The 19,177-nt window shown below is 38.7% G+C and carries 18 protein-coding genes and 1 pseudogene; 8 read left to right on the top strand and 11 right to left on the bottom strand.

Translation table 11 applies throughout. The features are described 5' to 3' along the window. Positions 1 to 165: 165 nt before the first annotated feature. The 7 genes and pseudogenes from P3R27_RS01805 to P3R27_RS01775 form a co-directional block, all read right to left on the bottom strand. Positions 166 to 1,200 carry a hypothetical protein gene (locus tag P3R27_RS01805; protein ID WP_034690300.1) on the bottom strand — a complete coding sequence of 345 codons (1,035 nt, stop codon included), beginning with the start codon at positions 1,198 to 1,200 and terminating at the stop codon, positions 166 to 168. 174 nt (positions 1,201 to 1,374) lie between these two features. Then, a pseudogene (locus tag P3R27_RS01800) lies at positions 1,375 to 2,741 on the bottom strand (IS1182 family transposase). A gap of 232 nt (positions 2,742 to 2,973) precedes the next feature. Next, entirely contained in the window at positions 2,974 to 4,047 is a 1,074-nt protein-coding gene (locus P3R27_RS01795; protein ID WP_034690299.1) for an ABC transporter substrate-binding protein, read from the bottom strand. Beyond that, positions 4,044 to 4,874 (bottom strand): ABC transporter permease, encoded by an 831-nt coding sequence (locus tag P3R27_RS01790; RefSeq protein WP_126134254.1) that lies wholly within the window; start codon positions 4,872 to 4,874, stop codon positions 4,044 to 4,046. Before P3R27_RS01790 ends, P3R27_RS01795 begins: the two co-directional genes overlap by 4 nt. Then, positions 4,871 to 5,677, bottom strand: a complete 807-nt coding sequence (locus P3R27_RS01785; RefSeq protein ID WP_034690298.1) for an ABC transporter permease — start codon at positions 5,675 to 5,677, stop codon at positions 4,871 to 4,873. Before P3R27_RS01785 ends, P3R27_RS01790 begins: the two co-directional genes overlap by 4 nt. Positions 5,678 to 5,688: 11 nt before the next feature. Continuing rightward, positions 5,689 to 6,774: an ABC transporter ATP-binding protein gene (locus tag P3R27_RS01780; protein ID WP_034690297.1), complete on the bottom strand. Its 1,086-nt coding sequence runs from the start codon at positions 6,772 to 6,774 to the stop codon at positions 5,689 to 5,691. A gap of 17 nt (positions 6,775 to 6,791) precedes the next feature. Next, a complete protein-coding gene (locus tag P3R27_RS01775; RefSeq protein ID WP_019723760.1) occupies positions 6,792 to 7,334 on the bottom strand; it encodes a helix-turn-helix domain-containing protein in 543 nt (180 codons plus the stop codon). 231 nt (positions 7,335 to 7,565) lie between these two features. Between P3R27_RS01775 and P3R27_RS01770 the strand changes: the two genes are divergently transcribed. The 6 genes from P3R27_RS01770 to P3R27_RS01745 all read left to right on the top strand — a co-directional run bounded on the left by P3R27_RS01770 (position 7,566) and on the right by P3R27_RS01745 (position 12,259). Continuing rightward, positions 7,566 to 8,555, top strand: a complete 990-nt coding sequence (locus P3R27_RS01770) for an acrylyl-CoA reductase family protein (RefSeq protein ID WP_126134255.1) — start codon at positions 7,566 to 7,568, stop codon at positions 8,553 to 8,555. Next, on the top strand, positions 8,552 to 9,280 hold the full coding sequence (locus tag P3R27_RS01765) for a phosphopantothenate--cysteine ligase (protein WP_034690289.1): 729 nt from the start codon (positions 8,552 to 8,554) through the stop codon (positions 9,278 to 9,280). The genes P3R27_RS01770 and P3R27_RS01765 overlap by 4 nt, the downstream gene beginning before the upstream one ends. Positions 9,281 to 9,293: 13 nt before the next feature. Continuing rightward, positions 9,294 to 9,845 carry a phosphopantothenoylcysteine decarboxylase gene (gene coaC, locus P3R27_RS01760; RefSeq protein ID WP_034690286.1) on the top strand — a complete coding sequence of 184 codons (552 nt, stop codon included), beginning with the start codon at positions 9,294 to 9,296 and terminating at the stop codon, positions 9,843 to 9,845. Positions 9,846 to 9,861: 16 nt separating this feature from the next. Next, positions 9,862 to 10,476: an ECF transporter S component gene (locus P3R27_RS01755; protein ID WP_301356780.1), complete on the top strand. Its 615-nt coding sequence runs from the start codon at positions 9,862 to 9,864 to the stop codon at positions 10,474 to 10,476. A gap of 143 nt (positions 10,477 to 10,619) precedes the next feature. After that, positions 10,620 to 11,270: an SDR family oxidoreductase gene (locus P3R27_RS01750; RefSeq protein ID WP_271525864.1), complete on the top strand. Its 651-nt coding sequence runs from the start codon at positions 10,620 to 10,622 to the stop codon at positions 11,268 to 11,270. A 2-nt stretch (positions 11,271 to 11,272) separates the two neighbouring features. Then, positions 11,273 to 12,259, top strand: coding sequence for an NAD(P)H-quinone oxidoreductase (locus P3R27_RS01745; protein WP_034690281.1), 987 nt, complete (start codon positions 11,273 to 11,275; stop codon positions 12,257 to 12,259). Between the two features lie 50 nt (positions 12,260 to 12,309). Here the strand turns inward: P3R27_RS01745 and P3R27_RS01740 are convergent, their stop codons facing one another. Continuing rightward, the gene (locus P3R27_RS01740) at positions 12,310 to 13,821 is read right to left on the bottom strand and encodes a flavocytochrome c (RefSeq protein ID WP_034690277.1); all 1,512 of its coding nucleotides are present in this window, start codon (positions 13,819 to 13,821) and stop codon (positions 12,310 to 12,312) included. Between the two features lie 280 nt (positions 13,822 to 14,101). Between P3R27_RS01740 and P3R27_RS01735 the strand changes: the two genes are divergently transcribed. Next, positions 14,102 to 14,959, top strand: a complete 858-nt coding sequence (locus P3R27_RS01735) for a DUF2238 domain-containing protein (RefSeq protein ID WP_034690275.1) — start codon at positions 14,102 to 14,104, stop codon at positions 14,957 to 14,959. Between the two features lie 822 nt (positions 14,960 to 15,781). Here P3R27_RS01735 and P3R27_RS01730 read toward each other — a convergent pair. The 3 genes from P3R27_RS01730 to P3R27_RS01720 all read right to left on the bottom strand — a co-directional run bounded on the left by P3R27_RS01730 (position 15,782) and on the right by P3R27_RS01720 (position 18,272). After that, positions 15,782 to 16,357, bottom strand: a complete 576-nt coding sequence (locus tag P3R27_RS01730) for a GNAT family N-acetyltransferase (RefSeq protein WP_301356781.1) — start codon at positions 16,355 to 16,357, stop codon at positions 15,782 to 15,784. 18 nt (positions 16,358 to 16,375) lie between these two features. Beyond that, a complete protein-coding gene (gene murB / locus P3R27_RS01725) occupies positions 16,376 to 17,281 on the bottom strand; it encodes a UDP-N-acetylmuramate dehydrogenase (protein ID WP_034690272.1) in 906 nt (301 codons plus the stop codon). 70 nt (positions 17,282 to 17,351) lie between these two features. Next, complete coding sequence (locus P3R27_RS01720) at positions 17,352 to 18,272, bottom strand: Gfo/Idh/MocA family protein (protein ID WP_034690271.1); 921 nt, start codon at positions 18,270 to 18,272, stop codon at positions 17,352 to 17,354. Positions 18,273 to 18,377: 105 nt separating this feature from the next. Between P3R27_RS01720 and P3R27_RS01715 the strand changes: the two genes are divergently transcribed. Continuing rightward, positions 18,378 to 19,130 carry an exodeoxyribonuclease III gene (locus P3R27_RS01715; protein WP_034690270.1) on the top strand — a complete coding sequence of 251 codons (753 nt, stop codon included), beginning with the start codon at positions 18,378 to 18,380 and terminating at the stop codon, positions 19,128 to 19,130. Positions 19,131 to 19,177 lie beyond the last annotated feature (47 nt).

The raw sequence follows: 19,177 nt of genomic DNA, 5'->3' as shown, positions 1-19,177 counted from the left end.
GTTGGTATGTATATAGAATAGAAGAAAAGTTTGAAGAATTTTCACTATAATATTTGTCTTTTGTTAGGATAATTCTTTAAGAAAAAGTAAAACGGCTATCGTTGCAGTTGTTTACCAATAAAGAAATCACTCAATATGAGACCTTTTAGACATTTGCTAGTAGGCTTAACGGTGGTACCCAAAATAATCACCTACTTTTTTACTCGCTTTTTTGTCCGCTTTTGCTTGCTGTACTAAAAGACTGATTTTCTGGCGATTTTTGAAATTAAGCTTTCTTATTTGTCGTCGAATAAAGACGAATCGTCTTCTACTCTTCGGTGATTTCCAGTTATTTAGATAAACGGTTATTTTCCGATTTGCTTTTATAGTTACTTTTTTATTATTTTTGTTTGCACTCTCTTTGCTCACAGCAATCTTTGACGATAATGGATTATGTTTGTTTAGCTGGTCTTTAGTTAATGGCTTTTCCATGATCGTTATCTTCCGATTTAGAGGTTCAAGTATCCCGATTCTTCTAGTCCTAGCTTCTTGTTGAATTGGGTCATTTATTTTTAATGCCATTTCAGTTAGGGGATGTTGGATTAGCTCTCCCTTTGAATTCATTATTTGTGCAGAGACTTCTTGCTTATCTTTCTCTTCCATATATTTTTCGAGCATTGGATCAAGATTAAAGTAGCCCGTTTTTACTCGTTCAATTACTTCCACTCTTGCTTCATCGTTTAGCTTTCGATTAAATTCCGGTTTATCCAAGCAGATAAGAAGGATTTCTTTTCGTGTAACGATCGTTTCTTTTAATGACTCAATCAATCGTGTGAAAATATCTGCATTATCATTTGCTTCTATTATTCGGCTTTTCTGCTCCTCGAATTTTTGGAGCTTTTCCTTATCGATATTTAACCAGACATGCAGATAATCGGTTAAGTAGAAATTATCTTTAAAGTACTCGGTCATTTGAGTGGCTAACACATTTTGATCTTTTTTTTCACAGGATATTGCAATTGATTGTGCATGCTGCAGACGTTCAATAGCAGCCTTCTTGCTTGATGTCATAACTCTAGGTATTTGACGTTTTAGATACTTTGCTAATTCACCTCTGATATTTTCATCAAATTGGTCTAAAGAAGGTTCTTGACTTTCAGTAGTGACGGCTGATTCTTGAGTTTGATTCAATATTTTCCTGATACGTTGGCTGATTCCCATAGTATCCCTCCTATTTTCTAGTTGCTAAAATGAGTATACAGTTTGAAAAGCGTTCCGCTCGCCCATCTTTTCTGAGAATTGAAAAAAAAGACTTAAAAATTTCGTTAAAAATAGCCCATCCTTTTAATATAAATAACAGATCATTCCAAAGAATTACTTTGGAATGATCTGTTGTCAGACTGTAGACAAAAAGGAGTGGCTTAATTGCCAACTCTTTTTGTTAGTCATTGTAGAAATTTGAAATAAAAAGCCATAGGCTTTTTTGCTTTCCATAGCATGTGGCTAGTTTTTTTAAATTCATGGTAGCAAACGTAAGCATCGAGTGCGTGGCGATTTTTTCAAGACCTCGATATTTCGTCCAATGCATACCATGCTTTTCTTTTGCATCTGCAACTATTCGTTCAATGGTTTATTTTCTCTTTTTATAAATTTCTCTATTCAACGCCTTATGGCGTTGGTGTTCAAGTTCATCCATAAGATCCGCCCAAACATGTCGAGTTACTATTTTTTGATGTTTTGTACTCAAAATACAGTTTTCAAGTAATGGACAACTCCTACATAATTTTGGATTTGATTTATAGGTTCGATAACCATCACGAGTGATAGTTGAAAATAACAACGGTTGATTATTGGGGCATAAATAGCAGTCAAAATAGGAATCAAAAACAAAGTCTTTTTTATGAAACATTCCTTTTACTCCATGAGGTACAGTATATGGAAGAATCGGGTAGAGTGTGTGACAGAAAATGAACAAATTTAGGTGTCTTATATCCTGCATCAGCGACAACGCGCTTTATATTTGGAAAAGCTCTTTTCGACTGTTTAACCAGATCGATTGCGACTTGGCTCTCATGTCCATTTCCTTGTGTAATTAATGTAGATAAGATAAAACCGTTATCTTCACAGGAAGTATGCGCGGAATAAACAAATTGTTTTTCTCGTTCATCTTTAACATAGTAGCCACTTTCTGGATCTGAATGACTTATTTTTTGAAGACTCAACTCACTTTCTGTGTCCACGTAAAAGGATGTTTTTCTACAGCAATACGTTCTTTCTTTATTTCATCTTCTAATTCATCTTAATAAGCTTTAGCTTGACCATAGATCATTTCTTTTGTGAACTTATGTTTATTAGCATTTGCCTTAATATGAGTAGAATCAATATAAAGGTTGTCTTCCGTAACGAAGTCAGCTTTTACAGCTTGTTCTAGAATATGAAAGAAAATATCTTCAAATAAAGTTGTTTCTCTAAATATTCGAACATAGTTTTTACCAAAAGTAGGGAAATGCGGGATAGGATCCTCGAATGAATCACCTAAGAACCAACGATAAGCAACATTTTTTTCAACATCTTTAATGGTCTGTCTCATCGAACGGATACCAAATAAATATTGGATAAATATTAATTTAATTAAGACCACTGGATCAATACTGAGACGACCATAGGTCGAATACGTAATTCTACAATGGGATAAATGAAATCAAACTGAATTGCAGCATCAATCTTTCGAACTAAGTATCTTTAGGTACAAGATCATCAATTGTTTACATAGCAAATTGATTTCTACCTTCAATCGATTGTTTTCTCATTATTAGAATCACTCCCAAAATAGTTTATACAATAGTATAAAACAAAAAAACTGCAAACAACACTCCAAATTTAGGAGTTTGTCTACAGTCTGAGAGCACCTAAAAAGGCGCTCTTGGTAGAAATTTGGAAAACTGAGCGTTCAAAAGTACGAAAACAGTGGTTTTTGTTCCTTGAGTTTTCCTATCATTTCCGATACATCTTAAACTCTAAGAATAAATCATTATAGATTCCTAAGTATTCCGAACCGAGATTTTCGTAAACTTCAAGATGCGAAATCGTTTCATCAGATGGATAAAATTGTTCATCTTCGGAGATTTCTTTTGGTAGCAAAGCTTTGGCAGCTTTATTTGGTGTGGAGTAGCCGATATATTCTGCGTTTTGTGCGGCATTCTCCGGATCGAGCATGAAGTTGATGAAATCATAGGCGCCTTCTTGGTTTTTAGCTGTTTTTGGTATGACGATGTTATCAAACCAAAGATTTGAGCCTTCGGTTGGGATCACATAATGTAAATGTTCATTTTCATACATCATATCTGCTGCTTCACCTGAGAAAGTCACAGCTACTGATGCCTCTTCGTTGATCATATACATTTTGATCTCATCTGCAACGATTGCTTTGACATTTGGCGTCATTTTATTCAATTTTTGAGCTGCTTCGTTCAGTTCGGTCATGTCTTTGCTATTCAAAGAATACCCTAAACTATTCAAAGATAGGCCCATCACTTCTCTTGCTCCATCAATCAACATCAAGCTGTCTTTCAATTCTGGTTTCCAAAGGTCATCCCAGTGCTTGATTGCTTCTTCATCGAACACTTTATCGTTATACACGATACCCAGTGTTCCCCAGAAATAAGGAATCGAATATTTATTATCAGGATCGAAATCCAAATCCAAGAAGCGATCATCGATATTGTTCAAGCCTCTGATCTTACTATGATCTAAAGGCATGACAAGTTGTTCTTCAATCATTTTTTGGATCATGTATTCACTAGGAATAGCAATATCATAATTGGTTCCGCCCTGTTGGATCTTGGTAAACATTGCTTCATTCGAGTCAAATGTTTCGTAATTGACTTTATAACCGGATTCTTGTTCAAACTTCGTGATCAAACTAGGATCGATGTAGTCTCCCCAGTTATAAATGGTCACGATTTTCGCTCCACTCATTCCGCTCGCTTTTTCTAATTGTCGAACACTGACAAGCAATACACCAATGATCAAGATAATACCGATCAGCAAAGACTGTAATTTTTTCATCGTAAACGAGCCACCTCCTCACGGTTGCGGCGATTTTTTTTCAATCGTTTTGGTCGGTTTTTTTTACTAATAAAGTAGTAACCGATCACTAATACCATCGAGAATAGGAAGACAAGTGCGCTCAATGCGTTGATCTCTAAGCTGATTCCTTGCCGCGCTCTTGAATAGATTTCAACGGATAAAGTAGTAAAGCCGTTCCCTGTCACAAAGAAAGTGACCGCAAAATCGTCCAAAGAATACGTGAATGCCATGAAATAGCCGGCAATGATTCCTGGAGATAAAAACGGTAAAATGATATTTTTTACTACTTGGAAATTATTCGCCCCTAAATCTCTCGCTGCATCCACCATCGAATCGTTCATTTCCTGCAATTTTGGTAAGACCATCAAAACAACGATTGGGATACTAAAAGCGATATGGGAAAGCAAAACACTTTGAAAGCCTAACCCAAAGCCGATTAAGGTAAAGAAAATCAAAAAACTCGCACCGATGATCACATCGGGAGAAACAAGTAAAATATTGTTCATGCTCAATAGCGCCGTTCGTGCTTGACGTTTTTTCGTGTAATAGATCCCCATCGCGCCAAATGTCCCGATGATCGTTGCAATCAAAGCCGATAAGAACGCCAGCATAAATGTATTCAATACGATGATGATCAGTCGTGTATCCTCAAATACCGCTTGATAATTCTCCCAAGTAAAGCCGGTAAAGCTGTTCATCGTTCCGCCTTCATTGAAGGAATAAAAAATCAAATAAAAAATCGGTAAATACAATAATAGAAAAACAACTGTTAGATAGAGATACGACCATTTGAATTTTTTTCTCATGAGCGACCTCCTTTTTTCTTCTCACCAGTTAGTAACATCACAACGAACATCGCGATGATCAAAATCACACCGATCGTTGAACCCATGCCCCAATTTTGCGTCACTAAGAAATGCTGTTCGATTGCTGTACCTAGCGTGATCACTCGATTTCCGCCAATCAAACGGGTCAACATGAAAAGGGATAGTGAGGGAATGAAAACTGCTTGTACCCCACTTTTCACACCATTCAACGACAAAGGAAAAATCACTCGGCGAAAGGTTTCAAAATTACTTGCTCCTAGATCTTTGCTAGCACTCAATAACGAAGGATTCATTTCTTCTAAAGCGTTAAAAATCGGCATGATCATGAAAGGAATCTCGATATATGTCGCTACGAATAAGAAGCTAAAATCAGTAAATAAAATCTGTTGCGGGCCAATGCCGACAAACTCGAAAAAGTGGTTGACACTTCCATTGATACTGAAAATCCCTATAAAGGCATATGCCTTCAACAATAAATTGACCCATGTCGGTAATATGATCAACATCAACCATAATTGCTTATGTTTCAATTTCGTTAAAAAATAAGCTGTTGGGTAGCTGATCATCAATGTGAATAATGTAATCAAGAACGCATACCATACCGAATTGATCGTCATGGCGATGTAAGTTCCTGAAGTAAAGTACGCAGCATAATTGCTTAATGTAAACTGACCACTCATATCAAAAAAAGATTGATAGATGATCATCAAAACAGGCGCGATCACAAATAATCCAAGCCACAAAACATAAGGGATGGAATAGATCCTACGCATTGTTCTCATATTCTCTCCCCCTATTCTTCGTAGCTTTCCAAACGTGCATCGAAGTCTTCTTCTGACTCATTGAAACGCATAACGTGGATGTCTTCTGGTTCAAAGGCTAAGCCGACTTGACTCCCTTCACGCGCTTTTTTCGTTGAGTGGACCATCCATTCATTTTGTTGCTCATCATAGCAAATGATCTCATAATGGACACCACGGAATAGTTGAGTGTCCACTGTCACGACTAATTTTCCTTTGTCCGGTGAAGTGATCGTCAAATCTTCTGGACGAAGGACGACTTCAACTGGTTCATTGACGCGCATCCCACCATCGACACACTCAAATTGTTTGCCAACAAACTCAACCAAATTATCTTCAATCATCACTCCATTAACGATATTGCTTTCACCAACAAAATCTGCCACAAAATGATTGATTGGTTCATCATAAATATCCACAGGAGTACCACTTTGGACGATTTTTCCTTTGTTCATCACAAAAATCTCATCACTCATTGCTAACGCTTCTTCTTGATCATGTGTCACAAAAATAAAGGTGATCCCTAAACGTTGTTGTAGTTCGCGCAACTCATATTGCATATCGGTACGTAGCTTCAGATCCAAAGCTGATAACGGTTCATCCAATAACAAGACTTTCGGCTCATTGACGATGGCTCGCGCGATGGCTACCCGTTGGCGCTGTCCCCCTGACATCTCGCTGATTTCCCGCGTTTCATACCCAGGTAATTGCACCATACGTAATGCGTCTTTGACTTTTTTTTCGATTTCTGATTTAGGCATTTTTTTAATTTTCAATCCAAATGCAACATTATCAAATACATTCATATGAGGAAATAAGGCGTAATCTTGGAAAACCGTATTGACTTGGCGCTTATTCGCCGGTAGATCGTTTAGGCGCTTTCCTTCAAAATAAATATCTCCTTCGGTTGCTTCCGTAAATCCTGCAATGATTCGTAAAATCGTTGTTTTCCCACAACCAGAAGGCCCCAACAATGTATAAAATTTCCCTTGTTCGATCTCAAAACTGACATTCTTCAAAATTGTTTCATCATCATAGCTTTTTACGACTTGATCGAATGATATGATTGGTTTTCCCACTTTTTCTGCCCCCTATATTACAAGTATGATTCGGTTGCGACGATCAATACCTTAGTTTGTTTGTTTTGATGATTGCGTAATTGATGGTGTGTCGTTGCCTGATAGTACATCGATTGTCCTTTTTTTGCTACATACTCTCGCTCACCCAAGCTTAACGCGATCTCTCCTTCTAAGACAAAAATAAATGTCTCTGAAAGTGAAGGTTCAAAGGTTTTATATTCACCGGCTGTATCGAATGTCAATAAAACTGGTTCCATTTCTTTTTCATTGGAATCTGTCACTAACCATTCCAGTTCGTACCCATTTTCCTCATCGTAATAGACGGTACGATCTTCTTTCGTATAAACGATTTGAAGGTTGGGTGTTTCTTGATGAAAAAATGCTTCTGGGGTGACGCCCAATACTTCAAGAATAGAGAAAAATGTTTCCATCGATGGTGAACTTAAATCCCGTTCAAGTTGTGAGATATAGCCTTTAGATAAATCCGTTCGCTCCCCTAATTCTTCTTGCGTCAAATTTTTTTGGATGCGTAGATTTCGTAACTTCTCACCAATTTCCATTTATCACTGTCCCCCTATGCGAAGTTTTCTAATAGTAAACTCCAAGTTTACTACCATCTGTATTAGTATACAAATTTCCGCTGAAAAAACAACCCTTTTGCTTGAATTTTCTTTGTACTTTTTCGGTTATCTCAACTTTTTTTTTTGAAGAAATTAATCAGCAAACTACTAGAAAATGAAACGCTTTATGGTATGATTAAGGAAAATTTCGAAAGGAGTACCTTCTATCTAATGAATACATTCAAACAGTTTCAAGTAAACAACGAGCCTACTTTTCATACAAGCATCGTTGACAAAGAATTTCCTGAGCTGACTAATAATGAAGTTTGGGTAAAAATCGCATACTCAGATGTCAATTATAAAGATGCGTTAGCTTGTAGTGAACATGGTCAAGTGATCCGTCACTATCCAATGACTCCCGGAATTGATTTTTCTGGTGTCGTCATGAAAAGCTTGGACAAACGATTGCAACCAGGAGATCAAGTTTTAGCAACCGGCTATGGGTTGGGTGTTAGTCAACCTGGTGGCTATAGCGCTTACCAGAAAGTAACCGGGGATTGGCTTATCCCTCTTCCAGAAACGATGACCCTACGTCAAGCAATGGTTTTAGGCACCGCTGGTTTGACTGCTGCACTTTGCGTGAATGCTTTACTTACCCAAGGAATGAAAGCAGAGGATAAAGTGATCGTCACTGGTGCCTCTGGCGGAGTGGGTAGTGTGGCAATTGCTATGTTGCATAAAATGGGCTTTCAACAAATCATCGCGTTTTCCCGCAAAGAAGAAGCAAAAATTTGGCTACAGAAACTAGGGGCAACTCAAGTCGTTCATCCAGAAGCCTTTCTACCAGAAAAAAATAAACCTTTAGATAAACAACAAGTCGATTATGTGATCGATACTGTTGGGGGTGAACAACTCACTCGGTTACTCCCTTTGATCGCTTATGACGGAGCTGCTGCACTATGTGGCAACGCAAGTGGTATCAAATTGACAACGACTGTTTTACCTTTTATTCTACGGAATATCCAGTTGATCGGGATTGATTCAGTCAATGTTCCTCATGAAAAACGCTTGAATATCTGGCAACAACTAGCAGACCTATCTGTAACTGATCATTTAGTCGTCAATGAGATCACCTTAGAGCAATTGGAAGAAACAACCCAAAAAATCCTTGATGGGACACACCAAGGAAGAACACTTGTCAATGTAGGTGAAAAAATATGAAGGTATTGATCACTGCTGGTGGCACAAGCGAACGAATCGACCAAGTCCGTTCGATCACGAATCACTCGACTGGACGATTAGGTCAAGCCATCGCAGAAGCTTTTCTTGCTCACGAAACTGTGACGATCGACTACGTGACGACACGATCTGCTGTAACACCTACTCCTTCTAAACTTTTGACGATCCATCTCATCGATTCTACACAAGATTTACTGGATACGTTAGAACGATTGATGCAAAATAATATTTATGATGCCATTATCCATAGCATGGCTGTCAGTGATTTCACGCCAGCTTTCAGTCTTTCTGAACAACAGTTTGCTGAGCAGTTAAGTAAAGAGGCATTGACTCCTGGTTCACTGTCTTCATGGTTGGCAAAAACAGAACGAACCGCTAGTAAAGAAGCCAAGATTTCATCTGATACGGACTATCTCTTTTTGACCTTGAAGAAAACACCGAAGATTATTGGTTTGTTACGCCAATGGCAACCCAATGCTGTCATCGTTGGTTTTAAATTATTAGTCGATGTCTCGAAAGAACACTTATTGGACGTAGCTAAAAAAAGTTTGATCACCAATCAAACCGATTATGTTTTGGCCAACGACTTGACTCAAGTCAGTGAAACACACCACCATGGCTATTTATTATCTAAAAATGGAGAAGTCATAGAAGCCGATACCAAGCAAGAGATTGCAACATGTATCGTTACCGCGATTCTAAAATAAGGAGGAATTCACGATGAAAAAAATCCTATTAGGCGTATCTGGCAGTATTTCCGCTTATAAAAGTGCAGATATCACAAATCAACTAGTCAAACTCGGCTATCAAGTCGATGTCATCATGACAAAAAGTAGTACTAAATTTATTACACCTTTAACATTGCAATCCCTCTCTAAGCGTGCTGTCCATACAGATGTCATGCAAGAAAATGATCCTTCAGTCATCAACCATATCGAGCTAGCCAAACAAGCAGACTTGTTTTTGATTGCACCAGCCACCGCAAATATTATCGGCAAGTTAGCGAATGGTCTAGCGGATGATCTCTTATCGACTGTTGCCATGGCACTTTTACCGGAAACACCAAAATTGATTGCACCGGCGATGAATACTAATATGTACCAACATCCGATCAATCAAAGAAATTTAACGACGCTAAAAGAAATTGGTTATCAAGAGATTGAACCTAGAGAATCCCTCTTAGCTTGTGGCGATTACGGAAAAGGTGCTTTAGCGGATAACCAAATCATTATCGACCAAGTCACACTTCTGCTGAATCAGAGGTCGGTCTAGTATCTAAGGAGTTATGATGAAAAATACCAAAAACTTTACTTTAACTGCTATGTTTTTAGCAATTATGATCTTACTCGCTATCACGCCTCTCGGATTTATTCCGATTGGGCCGATTAACCCAACAACGATGCATATCCCTGTCATCGTCGCTTCAATTATTTTAGGCCCTCGGCTAGGTGCCTTTCTCGGTGGAACATTTGGTTTGATCAGTCTGATTCGCAGTACGTTCATACCAACAGCGTTGTCTTTTGTTTTCTCACCGTTTATTCCGGTGATCGGCACAGATCAAGGAAGCTGGAAAGCCTTGATCATTGCCTTGATACCTAGAATCTTGATCGGTGTTGTTCCTTATTTCGTTTATAAAGGAATACAGCGATTGACAAAAAACAAAGTTAGTCCGCTCTCATTGTTTCTCGCAGGGATTGCTGGTTCTCTGACCAATACGATCTTAGTGATGAACTTGATTTATTTTCTATTCCAACAAGATTATGCACAGGTTCTTGGGACAAATATCAATGCAGTCTATTCAGCAGTTTTAGCGGTCATCTTTACTAGTGGGGTACCAGAAGCAATCGTCGCTGGTTTAGTCACAGCTGCGGTATCTACCGTTTTACTACGAATGATTCGTTAATGATCAGATTAAAAAACCAAAAAAGAGTGATGCGGTATGCTCGCTCTTTTTTGGTTTTTTTGTTGATAAGTGTTTAGTCCTGAATTTTTTATCTTTTGGTGTTACCATGATGGATACAGATATGTAGCGAAAGGATGAAGAAAATGAATATTTTTGTAGTAGGAGCAAACGGACAAATTGGGCGTCATTTGATCCAAAAACTCGGAACAACCGAACATCAAGTTTACGCGGGTGTACGAGATGTTGCCAACCAAGCGATTTATGATGAAGAAAATATCGCCTATGTTCCCTTTGATTTAACTTGGTCTTCAGAAAAAATGGCGGAAGCCTTCCAAGAGAGTGAACTCGTCATCTTTGCTGCTGGTTCTCAAGGAAAAAATCTTTTACAAGTTGATTTAGACGGCGCAATCAAAACAATGATTGCAGCAGAGCAAGCAAATATCTCTCGTTATTTGATGATCAGTGCAGCTTTTGCGGATAACCGTGAAAAATGGCCTGAGTCAATGACTGATTATTATATTACCAAATACTATGCAGACGAATGGTTGAAAAATCAGACATCATTAGATTATGTCATACTACAACCTGTAGCTTTGACGAACGACGATGAGGTCACTTCGATCCAATTGACCAAACCAGACGAAAAACCAGCTCAATCGATTACAAGAAAAACGGTAGCAGAAGTTTTAGCAGCGTTAGTGGATCAACCAAACATCTCAAAAACAACTGTTGTTCTATCTGAAGGATCGGCTACAGTATTGGATGCCATCAAACAACTTGTTGAGGAGGCTTGATCATGCGTGGAATCTCTATGAAACATCCCGGTTCAGCAGATGTTTTGACGGAAGTGGATGTCCCTAGACCTATTCCAAAAGCTGGGGAGTTATTGTTAAAAGTCCATACCGCTGCGGTCAATCGTACGGATATCATGCGTCGCGAAAATACTGTACTCCAAGCGCCTTACCCTATCTTAGGTGTAGAGGTTGCTGGTGAAGTCATTGAAAACGCAAGTGACCGTTCTGAGTTTTCAACTGGAACGAGAGTCTATGGTCTAGTGAATTTAGGTGGCTATGCAGAATATGCCGTAATCCCAGCAGATCGAGCAATCCTCTTGCCGGATTCCCTTGACTACGTATTAGCCGCTGGTATCGCTGAAGTTTTCTTGACTGCCTATCAAACCTTGTACTGGTTAGGAAAACTCCAAAAAAATGAGACTGTCTTGATCCATGCTGGTGCAAGTGGTGTTGGTACTGCAGCAATCCAATTAGCCAAACAATATTCGCAAGCACGCATCATCGTTACCGCAGGTTCAGCTGAAAAGTTAGCCTTCTGCCAAGAATTAGGCGCAGATGAAGTAATCAACTATAAAACGCAAGATTTCGCGAATGAAGTAAAAAAGATCACTGATGGGAATGGCGTTGATGTCATCTTAGATTTCATCGGTGCCTCTTATTGGGAAAGAAATCTGGCATCGATTGCTGTAGATGGTCGCTGGGTCTTGATTGGCACACTAGGAGGCACCACAGTCGAGTCTCTTGATTTAAGAGTTTTGCTACAAAAAAGAATCCAATTGATTGGCACGCTATTGACACCAAGAAGTGATGAATACAAAGCAAAACTGACTCAAGAGTTTATGAAAAATATCGATCCTTATTTTGAAACCGGAGCGATCCGTCCAATCATTGATCGAACCTTTCCATTATCAGAAGTAAAAGAAGCCCATGAATATATGGAAGCCAACAAAAACGTTGGAAAAATTATTTTGACAGTCAGTGAATCTTAAAAAGAGAACCTAGGGCATGAGCCTTAGGTTCTCTTTTTATATCATTTCTATTATTGTGCAGAGACAAATTTTGCTGCTTGTTGTCCTGCTTGACGTCCAAAAATAATGATTTCCGCTACAGAGTTTCCGCCAATGCGGTTTTCACCGTGTAAGCCACCAGTGACTTCACCTGCCGCGTAAAGTCCAGTGATCGGTTGTCCGTCTTTATCCACAACTTCTGTGTTCGTATTGATTTTGATTCCACCCATCGTATAGTGGATACCAGGTGCGATTTTGATCGCATAGTAGTTTGGTTTAGACAGATCATGCTCCATTGCTGTCGTACGACCAAATGCTGTATCGTCTTGATTGGCAACTTCTTCGTTCCAAGTTGTGACTGTTTGTGCTAATGTTTCTGCTGGTAAGTTGATTTTCTCTGCCAATTCTTCAATCGTCTCACCTGCAGTGACATAACCTTTTTCATCATAAAACTCAATGGCTGTTGCGCGATCGCGTACCCCTTGGTCAAAAATCAAATAAGCAGATTTTTCTGGCAATGCAGTGATTGCAGCTGATACTTTGTCTCGTGTATTCATTTCGTTGACGAAACGCTCGCCATCTTGATCGACTAAGATCGCTCCTTCACCACGAACCACTTCCCCGATCAAGAATCCTTCGTCTTGTTGAACCGTTGGATGGATCTGGATCTTATCCATATCGACCGTTTGACCGCCTAATTTTTCAATCATCTTGATACCATCGCCTGTTGATCCCACTTGATTCGTCGTTACATATCCTTCCAGATCTGGACGGTAAGTTTGGATGTATTCCTCACTCGCACCGAATCCACCAGTTGTAACAACTACAGCCTTACCAGTGATTTCTTTTGGTTCTTCTCCTTGTACTTGGACTGTTACTTGGTTGACTGTATCTCCCGTTTTTTGAATATCTGTCACTTCAGTATTTACAAAAATCGGGATTTGGCGTTCGTGGACATTTCGTAATAACCCATCGACTAAATAGCCACCAATAGCAGAACCATCAGAAGGGCGATGTGTTCGTCTTTCGCTCATTCCACCAGTGATCGTCAAGTTATCTAATTTAATGCCATTTTCATCTAACCACTCGATTGCAGCAGCCGAATGATCGACAAAATAGCGTAACATTTCTTTATCATTTGTGCCATTCGCACCTGCTAATGTTTCTTCATAAAAGGCGTCATTCGAATCAGTGATACCTTCTTCTTCTTGGAATTTTGTTTCAGATGCGTTCATTCCACTTGAAGATTTTAATGTATTTCCACCAGCAACTGGCATTTTTTCAAAAATGACTGGATTCAAGCCTGCATCTTTTGCTTCGATTGCAGCTGCCATACCAGCTCCTCCTCCGCCAACGATGATCAAATCATATTCTTCTTTCATCTCAGCTGGATTTGTGTAAGTTTGAGCAGATGCTCCGGATGATACTTCTGTTGATTCTTTTGTGGAAGAGCTACTGGATGCAGATTCTTTTTCATCAGGCGTACAGGCACCTAAGGCAAAAATTGCTGTAACTGTCAGTAACCCTTTAATTGTTTTCTTCATAGTTGTCCTCCTAAAATTTAACACTTACCCCATCATAAGTGATAGCATTCACAAATTCAACCAACAATTTACATTTTCCGTACTACTGTTATCCCCCTCTTTTATAAATAACCATAAATATTCCAAATTTTTCAAGTTTTCGTTAGTAACTATCGAAAAATAGTCGAGTTTCTTGAATAAATAGTCAGGCAAAAAAAAATTTTTTTTTGATCCAAACAGAAGATTTGGGGTTTTTTCTTGAGACAAGTATAATCGATATGAAACACGAAGGAGCTCATTTATGAAATTTATCAAACATTTTTTTTCAAAAGGGAGTAAGTCTGCTGGGAAGGTCACTCATGCAATTTACATCATTTTACGTATCATTGTGGTGGTCATGCTCGTCGATCAATTGATCGACCGGAACATGGGGAATATCATGCTCTTATTATTAACTTTATTATTGTTTGAAATCCCCTATTTACTAGAAAAATTACTAAAGATCCAAATCCCTAACACACTGGAAATCATCATCTTATCCTTTATTTTCAGTGCCACTGTCTTGGGTGAATTAAGTGACTTTTATGGCTACTTTTCACTATGGGACACAGCGTTACACGCACTAAGCGGCTTTCTAGCAGGTGGTGTCGGTTTTTCTCTTGTCTATCTCTTGAACAAAAACACGAAAACAATGAATCTGACACCATTACTAGTCGCTCTAGTCTCTTTTTGTTTTTCCATGACCGTGGGAGTTTTTTGGGAATTTATCGAATTCTCTGCGGATCAAGTCTTGCAGATGGACATGCAAAAAGATAACTATGTTGATCAGATCAACAGTGTCAAATTAAGTGAGGATGGCAACACCGTATATAAGATCAAAGATATCCAACAAACAACCGTCACATATAAAGACGAGCATGGCAAAACCAAAGAGTATGTCATGACAGATGGGTACTTGGACATCGGAATTTTAGATACGATGAAAGATTTATTCGTCAATTTTATCGGAGCCCTCGTCTTCAGCGTTTTCGGCTATCTTTATACACGAAACGATTATCGGAAATTTACGTTCATCCGGAACTTCATTCCTAGAAAAAAAGGTGTGACCACAAGGATGGATACTGCTGGAAACAAAAAAGAGTATCTAGAGAAAAAGTAAAATTGATTTTTGTTTTTGACCTCAAGCCCAAATAAACGGCTGGACCATAAGCAATAATAGTCAGAAATAAGGTGTAATCCCCAGAAATTCAAAGAGTAATTTTTGGGGATTACACCTTATTTCTCGTGACCAAACACTTCTGTCCCACCTTTTTTTGTTTTGTAGGATCAATAGCCATAATCTTTTGAAGTTCTGTTTTTTTGTCTGTTGTAAACCAGTCACAAAAACAATGATTGACATATTTATCTAATGAATGGCCTAAATCATTCGAACGATTAGGATAAATTGCTAGATTTGGCAGAAATACCTGCTTGGAATCCTAATAAGCTATTTTACGCTGGAAATGGACAAGTAATGAACGTGAGGTTCTTTTCCATGCGAAATTTTTGTAGTATTTTAGCAAAACACCTTGCATTTTTTGGTGATTCAACTATCTCGAGTATCTAATTGACTCTTATAACTAAATCATCTGGACGATTTGTTGTTTTTTTATTAACAGGATTATACACACAAACCTCTTTCTAAGTTGGCCTATTATTTCTTGATATTTAAATAACGTTGGTATATGAATTAATACCTTTAATATCTTATTGAAGGATTTCTCGCTTAGTGATCAACCTAATAATTCTCTAACATTGAAGCAATTTGAAGCGTTTGGAACAAAAATAAAATTTCTTTTTGTTTCTATCCTTAATATCGTGTATACGGTATTCGCAAGCCAGATCCGTCAGAAATAAGCCGTGAAACCCAAAAATTTGAAAAACAATTTTCGGTTTTCACGGCTTATTTCTCGGAGCTGAATACTTCTGTCACCACCTATTTTTAGGTGTCTTTTTTAATTTTCGATGATAAAACATCCATCACCATTTTATAATCAGGATTTTCACTACCATCAAATTTCTCAGGGATGAATGTGAAACCTAAACTTTGATAAAGTTTGATCGCTGGGTGACTCCATGTCTGTGTGTGTAAATAGATTGGGCTTTGTGTCGTTATTTGCTGAAAACAACGGAGCACTTCAATCGTCAAACTTCTGGCGATCCCTTTTCCTTGATGTTCTGGCTCGACCGCTAACCAATGAAAAAGCGGATATTCTTTCTCACGCAGCTTCCACCAGGCAGTGCATGTGGCAATGCGTTCAGCTTGTTCGTTGACCACAAAATACATGCGCTTTACCAGCTCTTCTGGATATGGGGCAAAAGCTTGGTCAAAGTAAGCCAGTGCTTCCTCCACAGAGTCAAATTCATCGACTGCTGTTTCAATGATTGCCCAATCCTGCTCTGCTCCTGGTTGATACTTTTCAAAGCGATACTGCTGATTCAAGGGATAAGAAGGCAATTCTTCATTGAGTGGGCGTGTCATCCAAATCTCTGCATAGGGCAATTGCTTATCTAACATCACGCCACCTACTTTCCTTTAACTTCTTTTTTCACCAATGATCCGTACTTCTGTTTCTAATGTGACATCAAACTTCTCTTTGATCACCTCTTGGATATGAGCAATCAACTCTGTATAATCAGTTGCTGTTGCATGATCGATATTGACGATGAAGCCGGCATGTTTTTCCGAAATCTGTGCGCCGCCCCATTTCAAACCTTGTAAGCCTGCTTCTTGGATCAGTTGTCCTGTGAAGTGTCCTTCAGGTCGTTTGAAGACACTACCGCATGAAGGGTATTCCAATGGTTGTTTTGCTTCACGCAATTCCGTCAATTCGTCCATCCGACCTTTGATCATCTCATGATCACCAGGTGTTAATTGGAAACGAGCTTCTAAGACGATGGCATCCATCTTCTGTAATTCACTATGGCGATAAGAAAAGGCCATTTCTTCATTTGACAGAGTTTGGATCGTCCCATCACTTAATAATAAGTCGACTTCTGCAAACACGTCTTTGATCTCCCCACCATAAGCTCCTGCATTCATGTAGACGGCACCGCCGATACTTCCAGGAATCCCACAGGCAAATTCGAATCCTGTCAAAGATTCTGCTAAGGCTGCATACGTCGTATCGATCAGTTTCGCACCTGCTTCTGCAATCACCATCGTGCCTTCAACGCTGATCTGGTTCATCTCTGTCAACATGATGACCACGCCGCGTATTCCACCATCTTGGACGATCAAGTTACTTGCATTTCCTAATACCAACCATGGCACTTGGTTTTCTCGACAATAATCAACTAACTGTTTGACTTCTGATTTGGTTTTGGGAAAAGCTAAAACATCTACCGGTCCACCGGTTTTGGTAAATGTATAATGACATAGCGGTTCATCAAGCAACAGATTCAACTCTGGATTTTCTTTAACGATATCTTCTTTATTCACTGAGGACTTTCCTTTCTTTTCAAACGTCCCCATCATTCTATCACGCTTAAAACAATCTTGCCAGTTTTGCTCAAATCTGATGACGATAAAGATTATTCAGCATCTCCTCACAAAGTGCATGGCTCTCATAAATATTGGTTTGTTTTAACTTTTCATTATTTAGCGTCGGTTGTTGGATTTCTTCAAAAAATCGTTCAACCATTGGCACAAAACCACGTTTGCTCAGCGTTGTTTCCCAATCACCAAATTTCTTTATTTCCACCGTATCTGGTTTACGGATGACTAATTCTGTCAGATCACTCAATTCATAGGTTCCTTGTTTGCTCGTCACTTGATAGGTTTCAGTATTCGCACCACTTCCAAGATCCATCGTCACAATCGCCATTTGGTTCGCAGTTTCAAGTTGCAACATCGCTACTTCCATAAATCCTTCCTTTTCTCGGATATGAGAAGTTGTTTTGATTACTGGTTCGTCTAATAAATAAACAGCCGTGTCCACCAAATGTAGGAATAGATCGTAAATGACAAAAGCAGTCGTTTCTTTTGCCGCAATGCGATTTTTTTGTAACTGGATCAACCGTTTTTCTGGAATCGCTTTTAATTCTTCGACCATTGGGGCGAATCGTCGGTTGAAGCCCACCATTAAAATCGCTTGATGTTGTTCTGCCAATTCTTGTAACTCTTGGATTTCTTTTAGGTCGACACTTAAAGGCTTGTCGATATAAACATGGATATTATGTTCCAAACATTTTTTAGCTAATTGAAAATGAACGCTTGTTGCCGCATGGATCATACATGCTTCGATTTCCTCTTCAATTAAGTCATCAATCGACTCATACAAATGAGCAAATCCATAGGTTTTCTTCAAACGATCTTTCGTTACCTGATTACGTGTCGCAAAATAAAAATCAACCATTCCTTGTTTCTCTGCATATGTAGGTAAATATGCTTTTTCGGCAATGTTACCTACTCCTACTACGCCAATTTTCATGGTTTCCCTCCTGTTATCTGTTATTACTCTTATCTTACACTATTTTTAATAAAAATGAGGTACAATATAATCGCACAGACTTGATAGAAAAAGGAGCGTGTTTTTTTGAAACTGATTTCGTGGAATGTGAACGGGTTAAGAGCCATTGTCAACAAAAATTTTCTAGAAACATTTAAGGCATTTGATGCAGATTTTTTCTGTCTGCAAGAAACAAAGCTACAAGAAGGTCAAATCGAATTGGATTTACCAGGTTACCATCAATATTGGAATTATGCGGTCAAAAAAGGCTATTCAGGTACAGCGATCTTCGCCAAAGAACCCGCATTGAACGTTTCATACGGAATGGGTATAGATGTTCATGATCAAGAAGGACGTTTGATCACATTAGAATACCCTGAATTTTACTTAGTCACTTGCTATACACCAAATTCACAAAATGAATTGAAACGTCTCGATTACCGTTTAGAATGGGAATCTGCTTTTTATGATTATTTAGAAGAGTTGAAAAAACAAAAATCGGTGATCGTTTGTGGGGATCTAAACGTCGCCCATGAAAACATCGATTTGAAGAATTGGAAAACGAATCAAAAAAGTGCCGGTTTCTCGATCGAAGAACGAAACGCATTGTCTCATTTACTTGATAATGGTTTTGTGGATACTTTCCGTTACTTCTATCCAGAGTTAGAAGATGTCTACTCTTGGTGGAGTTATCGTTTCAATGCTCGAAAAAACAATGCAGGTTGGCGTATCGATTATTTCTTGACGAGTGAAGATTTGATACCTCGTTTGGTTGATGCAAAAATCCATACATCGATTCTAGGTAGTGACCACTGCCCTGTCGAATTAATTATCGAATAGTAAGGATAGCAAGGGAAGAAATTGGGTTGTCCCGATTTTCTTCCCTT

The sequence above is a fragment of the Enterococcus spodopteracolus genome, assembly GCF_030441955.1.
Taxonomy (GTDB): domain Bacteria; phylum Bacillota; class Bacilli; order Lactobacillales; family Enterococcaceae; genus Enterococcus_B; species Enterococcus_B spodopteracolus.
The sequence above is the reverse complement of the archived record's forward strand: the minus strand, read 5'-3'. Positions and strand labels throughout refer to the sequence as shown.